The 14,775-nt window shown below is 72.8% G+C and carries 13 protein-coding genes; 5 read left to right on the plus strand and 8 right to left on the minus strand.

Annotated elements, in window-relative coordinates:
• Window positions 1–182: 182 nt before the first annotated feature.
• Window positions 183–1,136 carry a pirin family protein gene (locus I6A60_RS38450; RefSeq protein ID WP_203012111.1) on the minus strand — a complete coding sequence of 318 codons (954 nt, stop codon included), beginning with the start codon at window positions 1,134–1,136 and terminating at the stop codon, window positions 183–185.
• Window positions 1,137–1,241: 105 nt separating this feature from the next.
• Complete coding sequence (locus tag I6A60_RS38455; protein WP_203012110.1) at window positions 1,242–2,018, minus strand: enoyl-CoA hydratase/isomerase family protein; 777 nt, start codon at window positions 2,016–2,018, stop codon at window positions 1,242–1,244.
• Window positions 2,019–2,237: 219 nt separating this feature from the next.
• On the opposite strand from I6A60_RS38455, the gene glgX reads away from it, so the two are divergent.
• Entirely contained in the window at window positions 2,238–4,622 is a 2,385-nt protein-coding gene (glgX, locus tag I6A60_RS38460; protein WP_307874087.1) for a glycogen debranching protein GlgX, read from the plus strand.
• A 140-nt stretch (window positions 4,623–4,762) separates the two neighbouring features.
• On the opposite strand, the gene I6A60_RS38465 is transcribed toward glgX, so the two are convergent.
• Window positions 4,763–5,833 carry an endonuclease/exonuclease/phosphatase family protein gene (locus tag I6A60_RS38465; protein ID WP_307874088.1) on the minus strand — a complete coding sequence of 357 codons (1,071 nt, stop codon included), beginning with the start codon at window positions 5,831–5,833 and terminating at the stop codon, window positions 4,763–4,765.
• 110 nt (window positions 5,834–5,943) lie between these two features.
• Window positions 5,944–7,284, minus strand: coding sequence for a transcriptional regulator (locus I6A60_RS38470; protein WP_374113318.1), 1,341 nt, complete (start codon window positions 7,282–7,284; stop codon window positions 5,944–5,946).
• Window positions 7,285–7,972: 688 nt separating this feature from the next.
• Here I6A60_RS38470 and I6A60_RS38475 point away from each other — a divergent pair.
• The 4 genes from I6A60_RS38475 (at window position 7,973) to I6A60_RS38490 (ending at window position 11,484) form a co-directional block, all read left to right on the plus strand.
• Window positions 7,973–8,758 carry an electron transfer flavoprotein subunit beta/FixA family protein gene (locus I6A60_RS38475; protein ID WP_203022122.1) on the plus strand — a complete coding sequence of 262 codons (786 nt, stop codon included), beginning with the start codon at window positions 7,973–7,975 and terminating at the stop codon, window positions 8,756–8,758.
• 15 nt (window positions 8,759–8,773) lie between these two features.
• Window positions 8,774–9,733: an electron transfer flavoprotein subunit alpha/FixB family protein gene (locus tag I6A60_RS38480; protein ID WP_203022123.1), complete on the plus strand. Its 960-nt coding sequence runs from the start codon at window positions 8,774–8,776 to the stop codon at window positions 9,731–9,733.
• Window positions 9,734–9,965: 232 nt separating this feature from the next.
• Window positions 9,966–10,160, plus strand: coding sequence for a hypothetical protein (locus I6A60_RS38485; protein WP_203022124.1), 195 nt, complete (start codon window positions 9,966–9,968; stop codon window positions 10,158–10,160).
• Window positions 10,161–10,275: 115 nt separating this feature from the next.
• Window positions 10,276–11,484 (plus strand): ROK family protein, encoded by a 1,209-nt coding sequence (locus I6A60_RS38490; RefSeq protein WP_203022125.1) that lies wholly within the window; start codon window positions 10,276–10,278, stop codon window positions 11,482–11,484.
• Between the two features lie 63 nt (window positions 11,485–11,547).
• Here I6A60_RS38490 and I6A60_RS38495 read toward each other — a convergent pair whose 3' ends face one another.
• The 4 genes from I6A60_RS38495 to mftE all read right to left on the minus strand — a co-directional run bounded on the left by I6A60_RS38495 (window position 11,548) and on the right by mftE (window position 13,912).
• Window positions 11,548–11,754: an RNA-binding S4 domain-containing protein gene (locus I6A60_RS38495; protein ID WP_013422185.1), complete on the minus strand. Its 207-nt coding sequence runs from the start codon at window positions 11,752–11,754 to the stop codon at window positions 11,548–11,550.
• Window positions 11,755–11,816: 62 nt separating this feature from the next.
• Window positions 11,817–12,122: a hypothetical protein gene (locus tag I6A60_RS38500; protein WP_203022126.1), complete on the minus strand. Its 306-nt coding sequence runs from the start codon at window positions 12,120–12,122 to the stop codon at window positions 11,817–11,819.
• Window positions 12,123–12,197: 75 nt separating this feature from the next.
• A complete protein-coding gene (locus tag I6A60_RS38505; protein ID WP_238437124.1) occupies window positions 12,198–13,166 on the minus strand; it encodes an SDR family oxidoreductase in 969 nt (322 codons plus the stop codon).
• The gene (gene mftE, locus I6A60_RS38510) at window positions 13,163–13,912 is read right to left on the minus strand and encodes a mycofactocin biosynthesis peptidyl-dipeptidase MftE (protein ID WP_238437125.1); all 750 of its coding nucleotides are present in this window, start codon (window positions 13,910–13,912) and stop codon (window positions 13,163–13,165) included. The genes I6A60_RS38505 and mftE overlap by 4 nt, the downstream gene beginning before the upstream one ends.
• Window positions 13,913–14,775 lie beyond the last annotated feature (863 nt).

A 14,775-nucleotide genomic window follows, 5' to 3' on the forward strand; every position in this document is an offset into this window, starting at 1 on the left:
CCCCCCCCCCCCCCCGCCCCCCGGGGGGGGGGGGGGGGCGGGGGGCCCCCCCGGCCGGCCCCCGCGGGGGCGGGCGCCGGGGGCTTCCGCGTCTGGTGCCGACCGCACTGTCCGGCCCGATGAGGGCTGGGGGCTTCCCCGTCTGGTGCCGATCGCACTTCCCGGCTGTTGGCCGAGCTGCCCTACCGCCAAGGCGGCGCCGGGGCCGGGACGCGGCCGAGCTCGGAGGCGACCGGGCCGAACCGCTCGTCGCGCGCCTCCCACTGCTCGAACGACGTGGTGAGCTCGGCGCGGGTGCGCGCCACGAAGTTCCACCACATGACGATCGGCTCGCCGAACGGGACGCCGCCGAGCAGCAGCGCGCGGGCCGGCTCCCGCACGTCGAACGCCACCTCCGCGCGGCCGGCGCCGAGGTAGGCCAGTTGCCCCGGCCTGGCCGTCACCTCGCCGGCCGGGCCGTTCGCGACCAGCACCGCGCCCTCGGTGACGACCAGGGCGTACTCGAAGTCGGGCCGCAGCTGCAGCACGGTCCGCCCCGGCCGCAGCACCAGGTCGGCACCCATCAGCTCACTGTCCCGGCGGGCCGGGGAGGCCGTGCCGGCGAGCTCGCCGACCAGCACGGTGGCCACCGCGGCGCCGAGCTCGGCGCGCGGCAGCTCGCCGTGGTGCTCGAAGGCGGCCGGGCCGTCCCGGGTCGCCGCGGGCTGCGCCACCCACAGCTGGACGCCGTGCAGCGTGCCGCGGTGGTCGGTGCCCTCCTCGGCGTGGACGACGCCATGGCCGGCCGTCATCAGGTTGAGCTGACCCGGCCTGATGAGCTGCTCGGAGCCGAGGCTGTCGCGATGGCGGACCTCCCCGGCCATCAGCCAGGTGACGGTGTGCAGCCCGGTGTGCGGGTGCGGGCCGATGTCGATGCCGCGCGCCCCCGCGGCCGGTCCCACCACCAGCGGGCCCATGTGGTCGACGAAGCACCAGGCTCCGACGGTCCGCCGGGTCCGGATCGGCAGCGTCCGGCGCACCGGGATCTCACCGACGGTCTGCGCGCGGCCGTCGGTGAGCTGTACCTGCGGCGGCGGGTCCGTGCTGGCCGCGGGCTGGCCCAGGATGGTGTCCGCGCCGGTGACTGGGCCGCTCATCGTCCCCGCCCGCCCTTCTCGTCCCGCCCCCGGGCCGTCAGCCCGGGGGCATTCGTTGCAGGTGCAACCACTGGGCGACTCTGGTGCTTCCGGTCGGCGCCGCGGTCAGTGGCCGGTGAACTTCGCCTTGCCGGGGCCGTTCTCCTGGAAGGACTCCATGCCGACCTTCTGGTCCTGGGTGCCGAAGAGGCCGACGAACAGGCCGTTCTCCAGCCGCAGCGCCTCCGACAGGCCCATCTCCAGCCCGTCGTCGATCGCCCGCTTCGCGGCGGCGAGGGCGAGCGCCGGGCCGTCGACGAACCGCTTCGCCCGTCGGACCGCCTCGTCGTAGACGTCGGCGGCCGGGACGACCACGTCGGCCAGGCCGATCTCCAGTGCCTCCTGGGCACGCACCTGCCGGCCGGAGAACACCAGCTCCTTCGCCCTGGACGGGCCGACCAGCCTGGGCAGCCGCTGGGTGCCGCCCGCACCCGGGATCACGCCGAGCAGGATCTCGGGCTGCCCGACCTTGGCGTTGTCCGCGAAGATCCGGAAGTCGGCGCACAGGGCCAGCTCCAGCCCACCGCCGAGCGCGTAGCCGGTGACCGCGGCGAAGACCGGCTTCGGGATGCGCGCCACGAGCTCGAACGTCTGGGTGAGGTCGGTCGCCCACCCGGACATGGCGGCGACGTCCATGGGGGCCATCTCCTTGATGTCGGCGCCCGCCGCGAACACCCGCTCGCCGCCGTAGAGCACGACCGCGCGGATGTCGTCGCGCCGGGACGCCTCCAGCGCCACCACGCGCAGCTCCGCCGTGAGCTCCGCGTTGAGCGCGTTGACCTTCGGCCGATCCAGCCGGATCGTCCCCACACCGTCCGCGACCTCTAGCCGTACGACCGCCACCGGCCGACCTCCTCATCCCGCCATCACCCGCGCCCGTCGCCCGGGCCCGTCCGTGGAACATCGCACCCCGCCGCGGCACCTGCCGGCCGCCCCTGGGTGACGGATCTCACGATCTCATCGGGCCCGCCGTCGAGCGCGGGCCCTGTGGATCGCACATTGCTGTCCACAGGCGAGCCGTTCACCCGGAGGCGATCAGTCTGTTCCACTAGCGTCGCCGATGTGTCGTACACGTTCGACTCAGGTCTCACGCGCCCGGACCCGGCGCTGCCCCTCGTGCTGCCCGGTGCGCCGGTCCCGCTCGGGGTCACTCCCGACGCCGATGGCGTGAACGTCGCCGTCGTCGCGCCGGGTGCCGACGCCGTCGAGCTGTGCCTGCTGGACGCGGAGCACGGCGAGGTTCGGTATCGGCTGCCCGAGCGGTCTGGCGGCGTCTGGCACGGCTACGTCCGCGGGGTCCGGCCCGGTCAGCGTTACGGCCTGCGCGCCCATGGGCCGTACGACCCGGCCCGCGGCCTGCGCTACAACCCGGCGAAGCTGCTGCTGGACCCGTACGCCCGGCGGGTCGAGGGCACGCTGGTCCCGGATCAGGCGATCTTCGGCTACGCCGACGGCGACCCGTACGGCTATCTCGCGGACGGGACCGACTCGGCGCCCTACGTCCCGGTCGGCGTCGTCACCCCGGTACCGAGCACCGTCGCCGCTCGCCCGGTGCCCACCGCCCGGCGCGGAGGTGCCCCGACGGTCACCGACCCGACCCGCAACCGGCCCGGCACGCCCTGGCCCGACACGGTGATCTACGAGCTGCACGTCCGCGGCTTCACGAAGCTGCACCCCGCCCTGCCGCGGCACCTGCGGGGCACCTACGCGGGCCTGGCCCACCCGGCCGTCGTCGAGCACCTGGTCGGGCTCGGGGTGACCGCCGTCGAGCTGCTGCCGGTGCACGCCTTCGTCTCCGAGCCGGTCCTCACCGAACGCGGGCTCGGCAACTTCTGGGGCTACAACTCGCTGGGCTTCTTCGCCCCGCACCCGGGCTACGCGGCCACCGACGACCCGGTCACCGAGTTCCGCGCGATGGTCGCCGCGCTGCACGACGCCGGTCTCGAGGTGCTGCTGGACGTCGTCTACAACCACACAGCCGAACAGGACGAACGGGGCCCGACGCTGTCGATGCGAGGCCTCGACAACACCGCCTACTACCGGCTGGAGCCGACCGACGCCCGCCGCTACCGGGACGTCACCGGCTGCGGCAACACCCTGAACGTCACCTCGCCGCACGTGGTCCGGCTGATCTGCGACTCGCTGCGGTACTGGGTGACGGAGATGGGCGTCGACGGGTTCCGCTTCGACCTGGCCGCGGCGCTGGCCCGCAACCCGGACGCGTTCGACCCCGACGCACCGGTGCTGACCGCGATCGGCCAGGACCCGGTGCTGGCCCAGACGAAGCTGATCGCCGAGCCCTGGGACGTCGGCTGGGGTGGCTACCAGGTGGGCGCGTTCCCGCCGCCGTGGGCCGAGTGGAACGACCGGTTCCGCGCGACCGTCCGGGACACGTGGACGGCCCGGGCGGCGAGCGCCGCCGACCTCGGCTACCGGATCACCGCGTCGTCCGACCTGTTCGACCACGCCGGCCGGTCGCCGAGCGCGTCGGTGAACTTCGTCACCGCGCACGACGGCTTCACCCTCGCCGACCTGGTCTCCTACGAGCACAAGCACAACGAGGCGAACCTGGAGGACAACCACGACGGCGAGGGCCACAACCGCTCGTCCAACCACGGCGCCGAGGGGCCGACCGACGACCCCGCGATCCTGGAACGCCGCCGCCGGGTCCGCCGGGCGATGCTGAGCACGCTGCTGCTGTCGGCCGGGGTGCCGATGCTGGTCGCCGGCGACGAGCTCGGCCGCTCCCAGGGCGGCAACAACAACGCCTACTGCCAGGACAACCCGGTCTCCTGGCTCGGCTGGCCGCGGCGCAGGACCGGCCGCGGCCGGTGGCCGCGGCGCTCGGACCGCCCGGCCGACGACGGGCCCGGTCCACGGGCCGGCGGCGAGGCGGCCACCGACCCCAGGACCGGCGCGGCCGACCAGCGGAGTACGCGCGCCCCGGCGCCCGACCCGGCCGGCGACGACCCCGGCCTGCCCGACCTGGTCGCCTGCCTGCTGGCGCTGCGCCGCGCCTCGCCCGCGCTGCGCCGCCCGCGGTTCTTCCACGGCGGCCAGTCGACCGTCGCGCATCGGGCCGACATGACCTGGTTCCTCGCCGACGGCGCCCAGATGTCCGACGCCGACTGGAACGCGCCGGACCCGGCCACCGTCGTCGCGTTCATCGCGGGGGACAGCCTCGACTGGCTCGGCCCGGACGGGACGCCGGCCAGTGGCGACAGCCTCCTGCTCGTCCTGCACCCCGGCGGCGAGGACCTGGACGTCCGTCTGCCCGGTGACCCGTGGGCCACCCGGTACGACCTGCTCCTCGACTCGACCGCCCCCGACCTCGACGGGGCCCGCGCAGCCATCGGCGACCCGCGCCGCCCGCTGGCGACCTACCCGGCCGGCGCGACCCTGCGTGCCCCCTGGTCGTCGCTCCTGGTGCTGCGCGCCCAGCGGTAGGGCGGTCGGCCGGAACCGGGCGCGGAGCGCCCTTCGGCCGCCCCGCCGGATCGGGCGCTGGGCGCCCTCTCCAACCTGGTTCGGGCCTGGCGCCGAAATGTGGGAGCCAGCGCCGATCCAGGGTCAGGGGGAGACCAGCCTCAGGGCCGGCGCAGCGCCAGGGTGGCGATGATCGGGAGGTGGTCGCTGCCGTCGTTGCCGCCGCGGTGGTAGCCGGTGATCGCGAACGCCGGCGAGGCGAGCACGTGGTCGATCCGGATGACCGGCGGCAGGGTCAGATCGGCCGGCCAGGTCGGCTGCCACCCGGCGCCGGTGACGTCATGGGCGTCCCTGACCCCGGAGTCCAGCAGGTGGCGGAACGGGCGGTGATCCCGGGTCGCGTTGAAGTCGCCGGCCAGCACGACCGGCAGCGGGGAGCTCCGCACGTCGGCGGCGAGCTGGTCCAGCTGGGTGCGCCAACGCTTCGTGTAGGCCGTGGTCGTCGGCGAGATCGTGTGGACGGCGAACAGTTCGAACCGCTGGCCGTCGCCGACGGTGACCGTCATCCGGGCCATCGGTTCGCCGCCGACCACGGGCGCGCTGACGGCCGACAGCGGGAACTTGGAGTAGACGGCGTACCCGAACGCCCCCAGGTCCTTGTGCACCACGTGGTACGGGTAGGGCTTCAGCGCGCCGGAGCCGTCGACGCCCGCGAACGTCAGCGGGGAGACCTCCTCCAGCACGACGATGTCCGGGTGCTGGGCCGCGATCTGCGGGGCGAGATCCTGAGCCTGGGCGTTCGAGTACTGGAGGTTCGCGGCGAGCAGGCGGACCGAGACGGCGCCGGCGGGGACATCGTCGGGGCCGCTCGGCCAGAGCTCCGGCACCGTCCAGAACAGGTGCAGCCCGATCAGCGGCACGGCGGCGAGCATCAGCAGGTTGCGGCGCAGCCCGAAGCCGACCGCCAGTGCGGCGTACGCGGGCAGGTACACCAGCGGCGTCAGCGCGTTCACCACCGAGTACGGGTAGGCCAGCGCGTCGTCGAGGTGCGTCAGGCGGCCCAGCGCGAGCAGCGCCAGGACGGCCAGCACGAGCCACGTCAGCCAGCCGAGCACCATGCGGCCCGTATGCGGCCGCCGGCCGTCGTCCTCGGCGCCGAGCGCGGTCCCGTCGGCCGTCCGGTCATTCGCCACGTCGGCGGCTGTCTTGCCGGGGCTCTCCCCCGAAGTCACCACGTGACCAGAGTGCCCGTTTCGCGCGGCTCCATGACACTCGGCCCCCGCGCCGCGCCGACGAGATCACTGTCACACCCGTCCGGCCCGACGGGCCTCCGGGCGAAGGCTCAGTCGAGTGGGCCGGGCCTGCGGGACGTCGGGAAGCGATCGACGATCTGGGCCGCGTCGGCGCGCCATTCCTGGACGTCCGCCGAGGCGGCCCGGTAGGGCGCGAAGGCGCTGTCCAGCTCGCGCAGCTTGTCGGTGACCCGGACCGACGACACCGGCCCGGCGTACTCGACGGCACGCTGGCCGGCATCCAGCGCGGCCTCCAGGTCGGGGGACTGGCTGCGCAGGTAGGCGATCGCGAGGTCCGCCTCGGCGTAGCTGCGGGTCCTGGCGCGGCTCGCGTCCTGCAGCACCCGGGCCTCGACCAGATGCTCGGCGGCCCGCTCCGGCCGGTCCAGCAGCAGATAGCAGTGGCCGACGCACTCGGCGACGTCGCCCGCGTTGTAGTGCGCGGCCCAGGCCGGCTCGTCGGCGTCCGCGCCGCGCCCGATGGCCCGCTCCATCGCGTTCAGCGCCCCGACGCAGCCCGCCTCGTCCTTTGCCTGCGCACAGGCCCAGGCGTGCTTGTCGTACAGCATCGCCTCGACCGTCGGCGCGGCCTTGCGGTGCGCGCGGTCGACGGCCGCCCGCGCCATCGACAGGCCCTGGCGCTCGTAGCCGAGCCGCGCGGCCTGGTCGCTCATCGCGGCCAGCACCCGCCCGGCCAACTGGGCGTCGTCGGCGTGCTCGGCGAGGCTGAGCGCCTGGATGTAGTAGCGCTGCGCGAGCGCCTGCCGGTCGCTGTCCTGCGCGAGCCAGCCGCCGAACTGGGTGAGCTCGGCCAGCGCACCGCACAGGTCGGCGTCGGGGTTGTCGCGCATCGCGGCCCGGGTGCGGTCGTGCAGGAAGGTCACCACCTGGGACCGGATCTCCCCGCTGCCGAACCGCGCGTCCAGCCGCCGGAAGGTCTCCGTCATGTCCCTGATCATGGCGGCGCTGCTGGTCGAGACCTCGGTGCTCAGCTGCATGGCCCGCCGGACGACACCGGTGATGCTCGACAGCACCGGCTCGGCGAACGCGCTGGCGACGAAGGCCGGGCCGTCCTGGAGCATGTCGCGACGTCGCATGTCCCTACCCGTGAGCCCGGCCAGCGTCCTGACGGTCTCGACCGGGGCGTCCGCGACGTTCAGTCCGAGGTCCTCGCGCCCGTAGTGCTCGCCGCGCCAGCCGAGGTCGGCCGGCAGCACCGGGTAGCCCACCAGCGCCGACACCTCGGCGGCCGCCAGCTCGGCCACCATCGGGTCCCGGGGCCGCATCCCCCGCCGCCAGTGCCCCACGGTCGTGCGCGCCAGGCCGAGCTCGATCCGCCGCAGGTGGCGAGCCCGGCTGTTGACCTGCTTGGCGAACCGGGTGTCAGACATACCCGTCTCACGCAGCAGGCGGTCGAACACGGTTGATGCTGCAGGGTCGTCGTTGGCAGGCGTGGAGCTGGACATCGAACCCCCGGGATCGAATCCTGTTACTGAAAGTGGGAGAGCCGTCGCCTGACGCGTATCCAGGGCCAGAAAGTAGTGGACTCGTGACTTCTCTCCGAGAGAGTGTGCATAGTCCCAAGCGAATGCACAGGCTCGGGTAGCCGCGTGTCGCGGTTCCTGCTCGGTTCTGTGACGACAACGCCCCTCTGGTTGCCCCACAAACGGACATCCAGTCGCGAAAGGTGCACTAATTGAGCTCGGCACCGGTCGCCCGCAGGTGCCGTCCGGCGCGGCCGAGCAGGGCCACCGGGACTGGCACTGAGGTGTGTAAGACCGCTCACCTTGGCGGTCACCGCGACCCCTGAACCGGTAAAGCGGGATTACGCACTCGTGTGCGTTGGCGGGTCGGGTCCGATGGCGATCTGTGATCCGAAATCGGCCCGCCACACCCCGACCGACCGGCCGCCGCCCGGCCGGGTGGGTCGCCGGGAGGGCAGGAGTGCCCATCTGGTAAGGCATTGTGAGTTATGCGGCTAGCGTCACGCCGCCGATCATCGGGCATGTCGCGGCGACCGATGACACCATGTCAAGAGCACTGGACACCTGATTGTGTTGGCTACGGAGGCCCCAAGGCGTGAACATCGTCGTTACCGTCAAGCAGGTTCCTGATACCTGGGCGGAGAAGAAGCTCGACGCCGCGGACAAGACGGTCGACCGCGTCAGCGTCGACAACGTCATGAACGAGATGGACGAGTACGGGGTCGAAGAGGCCCTCAAGATCAAGGAAGCGCACGGCGGTGAGGTCACCGTCGTCACGATGGGCCCGGCGAAGGCTGTCGAGACGATCCGCAAGGCCCTCTCGATGGGCGCGGACAAGGCGGTTCACCTGACCGACGACTCGCTGCACGGCTCGGACGCGCTGCAGACGTCCGCCGCGCTGGCGAAGGTCATCGCGACGCTCAACCCGGATCTCGTCATCACGGCGACCGAGGCCTCTGACGCGCGCGGTGGCGTGATGGGTGCGCTTCTGGCCGAGCGGCTCGGGCTCCCGCAGCTCACCCAGGCCCGCAAGGTGACTGTCGACCCGGGTGCCAGCAAGGTCACCGTCGAGCGGCTGGCCGACAACGGCTACGCCCTCGTCGAGGCGAGCCTGCCGGCCGTCGTCGGCGTCGTCGAGAAGATCAACCAGCCGCGGTATCCCTCCTTCAAGGGCATCATGGCCGCGAAGAAGAAGCCGCTGACCACGCTGTCGGCGGGCGATGCCGGGCTCGACGGCGGGTCGGTCGGCCTCGCGGGGGCGGGCTCGACGGTCGTCGACTTCAAGCCGGCGCCACCGCGGCAGAGCGGCACCATCGTCAAGGACGAGGGTGACGGCGGAACGAAGATCGCCGACTTCCTCGCGGCGCAGAAGCTCATCTGAGGGGTATCGAGAGAAATGGCAGAGGTACTCGTTCTCGTCGAGCATGCCGACGGTGAGCCCAAAAAGGTCACCGGCGAGCTGCTGACGCTGGCCCGCTCGCTCGGTGAGCCGGCCGCTGTGTTCACCGGCGGCGCCGGCACCTACGCGAAGGCCAAGGCATATCTGGCCGAGTACGGCGCCGCCAAGGTCTACGTCGTCGAGTCCGACGACGTGGCCGACTACGTCGCGGCCCCGGTCGCCGAGGTGCTCGCCAAGCTGGTCGCCGACGCGGCGCCGACGGCCGTGCTGGTCGCCGCGACGTCCGACTCCCGTGAGGTCGCCGCACGGGTCGCCGCGAAGACCGACTCCGGCCTGATCTGGGACGCGGTCGCGGTCGACTCGGACCTCACCGCCACCCAGGGCGTCTTCGGTGGCTCCACGATCGTGCATTCCAAGATCACCAAGGGCACCCCGGTGATCGTGGTCCGCCCGAACTCGACCGCCCCGGTCGCCGCCCCCGGCTCACCCGCCGAGGTCACCGTCGACATCGCGATCTCCGACGCCGCCAAGGGCGCGAAGATCGTCGACCGGGTGGCCGAGGCCAAGTCCGGCCGGCCGGACCTCACCGAGGCGCAGGTCGTCGTCTCCGGTGGCCGTGGTCTCGGTGCCGCCGAGCACTTCGCCCTGGTGGAGAAGCTCGCCGACACCCTCGGCGCCGCGGTCGGCGCCTCCCGCGCCGCGACCGACGCCGGCTGGTACCCGCACCAGAACCAGGTCGGCCAGACCGGCAAGACCGTGTCGCCGCAGCTCTACATCGCGGTCGGCATCTCCGGCGCCATTCAGCACCGGGCCGGCATGCAGACCTCGAAGACCATCGTCGCCATCAACAAGGACCCCGAGGCGCCGATCTTCGAGTTCGCCGACTACGGCCTGGTGGGCGACCTGTTCAACGTCGTCCCGCAGCTGACTGACGAGGTCGAGAAGCGCAAGGGCTGATCGCTGGGCCTGTCCTGACGGCCGGGTGACCGCTCCTCAAAGGGGTGGGACCCGGCCGTCCTGCTGCCCGGGGCCCAGGCTCGGCTCGCGGGATTCCGGAAATCGGGGTCGGCGGGCGGTGCCGGCGGCGATGATGGAGCGATCGAACGCCACCGCGGCACGCGGCATCCGGCCCAACCCGCGGGCGACGCCGACGTCGCGTATGTGCGTTCCCCATCCGCGGAGGTGGGCCGTGCGGACCTTCGATCTCGACGCCTTCGACGCCTTCGACCCACACGAACGGCCCGGTGAGCAGCTACTGCCCTGGGAGATGTGGGAACGGGAGCGCCCGTGGCGTGAGGACTCCGCTCCCGTCGCCGGGACCCGGCCGGCGCCGCCCCCTGGCACCTCCGGGGAGCCGCGATCAGGCCCGATCGCGCCTGCGTAGTGGCCAGATGGTCAAAGATTGCCGTCGGCAACCTCGGTGGATCCGCCAAGATGCGCGATGATGACGCCTCGGCGCTATCCGGATCCAGGACCGAGGAAGAGGACGACTGAGCACGATGGCGGCGGACGGTAGTACGGGCACGTATACGGTGACGAGCTCCACCGAGCGGGTGACGGTGACCGCCGGCCCGGTGACCACGACGACGACCACCAAGGTCACGATGACGGCCGAGGGACTCGGTGCAGGACGTCATCGCGCGGCCCTGGCGCTCGACATCGGCGGTACCAAGCTCGCCGCGGGTGTCGTCGACGCCACGGGCTCCGTACTCGGCCGGGCTCGTCGGCCGATGCCGAAGACCCTCGATCCCGAGGTGACGTTCGCGGCGGCCGTCGACTGCCTGCACGCCGCCCTCGGCGACGCCGGACTCGGCGGCCGGTACGACTACGCCGGCCTCGCCGGTCTCGGCGTCGGCTGCGGTGGGCCGATGCAGTGGCCGTCCGGCGAGGTCTCGCCCCTGAACATCCCGTCCTGGCGCGACTTCCCGCTGCGGGCCCGGCTGCGGGACGCGTTCGGCGAGATCGGGGTGCTCGTGCACAACGACGCCGTCGCGCTGGCCGTGGGCGAGCACTGGACCGGCACCGGGCGCGACGCCCGCAACCTGCTCGCGGTGACCGTCTCCACCGGCGTCGGCGGCGGTCTGATCCTCGACGGCCGGCTCTACCACGGCCGGTCCGGCAACGCCGGGCATGTCGGCCATCTCGTCGTCGACCCGGCCGGGCCCGACTGCGTCTGTGGTGGTGTGGGCTGCCTCGAGGCGATCGCCTCCGGTCCGCGCACGGTCGCCTGGGCCCTGGACGAGGGCTGGCGGCCGGAGCCGGCCGCGTCCGGCTCGGCTGCGCCGAGCGCTTCGGGCTCGACAGGGGGCGACCCGTCGGCTGGGTCGGACTCGGCCCAGGCCGGTGCGGTCGGGAGCGGCGCCGACCGGGACGGGGAGCCGGTCGCCGACGGCTACGCCCTCGCGGCCTCGGCCGCCGCCGGGGACAAGATCGCGCGGGCGGCGCTCACCCGGGCGGGCGACGCCGTCGGTGTCGGGCTGGCGTCTTGCGCGGCCACCTTCGACCTCGACCTGGCCACCGTCGCCGGGGGATTCTCCCAGTCCGGCCCGATCTTCTGGGACGCACTGCGGGCCGCCTTCGACCGGCACGCCGGTATGGAGTTCGCCCGCGCCGTCCGGGTCGAGCCCAGCTCGGCCCCGGCCGATGTCGCCCTGCGCGGTGCCGCCGCCTTCATCCTCGCCCCCGACCGGTACGCCTGGGTCGGCTGACCCGGCCGCGCCCTGGCTCCATCCGAGGACCGCGGGCCAGGACGCGGCGCGCGACCGGTGGGGTCAGCCCACCCGGACGGACCGGTCAGCGAGGGTGACGACGTCGCCGCGGCTCAGCTGGCGGCCGCGGCGGGTCTCGACCTCGTTGTTCACCTTCACGAGGCCTTCGGCCAGGAGCGGCTTGAGGTCACCGCCCGACTCGACCAGGTCCGCCAGCTTCAGAAACTGGCCCAGCCTGATCATCTCGTCCCTGATCTTGATCTCGCGCACCGCACCAGCATGCCGTACCCGGACCGCGGCCGGCGGTTCGCGGTTCGTGGACCGGGTCTGGATCAACCGGCGGCGGGCCGATGGGTCGACAGGTGACGGAAGGGCCACGCGTGCGGCTCGCGGCGCAGGAGGCCGGCCGGCGGGTCCGGGAGCCGGGCGGCAGGGCCGGCGAACCGCGCGATGACGACCACCCGCTCGTCGGAGGCGTCGAAGACCTCGACCCGCAGGCAGCCGGGTCGCGTGAGCAACTCGGGCACCGCGCGCTCCCGTACCCATGCCAGCAGTTCCGGCAGCCGAGCCGGAGCGGCCCGGACCTCCCACATCAACGTGTCGTGGGGGCGAGTGCTGGCCTCGTTTGTGTCCGTCATTGGGTGAGCTCGCTCACCTGGCCGTGTCCGATGGTCATGTGGTCCTTCTTCCGCTCCCGGCGCGTCTGCGCACGATCAACCGGTGAAGCCGCCGTCGACGGGGATGACCGCGCCGGTCAGGCCACCGGCGGCGGGGGAGCAGAGGAACGCCGCGGCGGCGGCGACCTCGGTGGGGTCGAGCAGGCGGCGCAGGTAGGCGTGCTGGGCGAACTCGCCTGGATCCGTGAGGCCGTACACGGTCGCGGTTTCGGCGAGCATCGTCGTGTCCATCGAGCCGGGGCAGACGACGTTGGCGGTGACGGTCGTGCCGGCCAGATCAGCCGCGATGCTGCGGACCAGACCAATCACCCCGTGTTTCGACGCCGCATAGGCGGCAAGGCGAGCGAGCGGGCGGGTACCGGCCGCTGAGCTCACCGCGACGAACCGTCCGGCTGGCGCGCGCAGCAGCGCCGGAATGGTCGCGCGGGCGGTGGTGAGAACGCCGGTCAGATTGACGTCGATCAGCAGCCGCCACGCGTCGTCGTCGGTCTCCCAACCAGGGGGGCCGCCGGCGATCACGCCGGCCGCGGCGACGACGGCGTCCAGCCGGCCGAACCGGTCCAGCGCCAGGCGCACGGCGGCATCCAGCTCGGCCTGGCTCCGGACATCCGCGCGCACCGCCACCGCCGCTCGGCATCCGGCGGCCGTCTCGTCCAGCTGCGCCCGGGTCGCGAACGGATAGGGACGCATGCGGTCGCCAGCCGCGGGGCCCGGAGCGTCAGCGGGGTCGGCGTCAGGGGGGGAGCCGGCGTTCTCGTCGACGGCGGGTCTGGTCTCGAGGCCGGCGCTGTCCACCGCGATGTCGACCAGGACGAGCCGATAGCCGGCGGCGTCGAGTGCTCTGGCCACGGCCGCGCCGAGGCCGCGCGCCGCTCCGGTGATCAGAGCAACCGGCGCGTCGTCGGCTGGTTCCTGGCCCGCCGCTGGTTCTTGGCCCACTGCTGGTTCTTGGCTCAGTGCTGGTTCTTGGCCCGCTGCCTGGTCGGGGGTGCTCGGCGCCGTCATCGGTCCCTCCGTATGTCGGGGTGCCTGGAGCTCAGGCGCGCTGCGGGCCAGGACTGGATGGTGCCGACTGCGTCGGAGACGAGCACGTCCAGCAACGCGGCGCCTTCCGCGGCGCTCGCCCCGGTCGGGTCGCCGAGCACGCCGGACGGGCTGAGAGGCAGGACACCAAGCCCGACCAGATCGGAAAGCGTCGGGCTCGGGCCGCGAGTCGCCGCCTCCGGACGGACCAGCTCCGGTGCCAGGTGCAGCATCAGTGACGTCTCCGCGCGACCCGCATGAAGGTCGCCGGCGGCGCGCGGGACGCCCACGGCGGAGGCGAGCGCCGCCCGGGGCGCCCAGACGAGCACCCTTCGGCCCTCCGCGGTCAGCAGGCGGACCGCCCCCCTCAACGCGGTCGCGTTCCCGCCGTGGCCGTTGACCAGCACCACGCCGGCAGCCGTGTCGTCCGCGGACCGCACAAGCTCGACGAGGGCCATCTCGAGGGCGGCCGTGCCGAGGGAGAGGGTGCCAGGGAAGCCAGCATGTTCGCCGCTCGCGCCATAGCCGAGGGCCGGCGCGACCATTGCCCCCGGCAGCCGCGCCGCCACCGCCGCCGCGACGGCCACCGCGATCCGGGTGTCGGTGTCCAACGGAAGGTGCGGCCCGTGCTGCTCGGTGCTGCCCAGGGGAAGCAGGACGATCGGCAGCGGGCCGTCGATCTCGGGCCAGCGCAGCTCGCCGAGCTGGCGGGAGGGCGAGTTGGTCATCCCTGCCAGCATGCCGGGACCACGGGTCTGGCGCGCTGTCGCTTCGATCAGGCGCCTCGCTGTCTCTGGACTCTCGCTGTCCCCGGACTCTCGGCCCCCGCCGCGGCGGGAAGCTGCCCCGGCTGGCTCGTCGTAACCAGCGTGGGCCATGCTCCGGGCGGAGCCGGCGGCTGGCGTGGCGGCGGCCGAGCCAGGGGAGTGGCGGGCGTCACGGCCGGAGCCTCGACATCGGCCGCGAGTCTGTGTACAGTTAGCGACCGCTGCTCCTTACGGCGCACTGCGCTGGCAGGGCTCGGATCGGCACGGCAGTCGGGCGGTGACACCCCCGGTGACGGATCGACCGAAGCTTGGGAGTATGGTTCTGACGAAGCCCCGGTAGTGAAGCCCGCAAAGCGGGCCCTCACCTTCCGTTGGGCAAACTCAGCACTTGGAGACGCCTCCGGCCTTTTGGTCTGGATTTGGCTTCTTCGCTGTGGATAGGGCAAGAAGTGGCGGTCGCCGACGCAAGTCGGGGCGATTTGACACCTAGCAAGAAGGCTCGCTAACCTGAAAAGCGAAAGTTCGGGCGGCTCTCCAGAAGGGCCACGAACTTCCGCCGAAGGATCTGGCGAGCTGGTGAGAGCGCAAAACACCTCACACCGAGGAAATTTGACAGACTCTCACCGGAAACAGTACGGTAACACCGGACAACGAGCCGCCAGAGCGATCTGGGGGCCACGGTCCAGAGCGATACCCGGTGAGTCCGGGTCACTTCGTGAAAGCCGCGCGAGCGGTGGCAGCGAGCGTGTCCGCTCCTTGAGAACTCAACAGCGTGCCATAGAAGTCAGTGCCATAAAACCCCGTCTGTGGGTGGCGCTGGTCTG

Origin of the sequence: Frankia sp. AgB1.9 (genome assembly GCF_016786355.1) — a bacterium.
Lineage (GTDB): Bacteria > Actinomycetota > Actinomycetes > Frankiales > Frankiaceae > Pseudofrankia.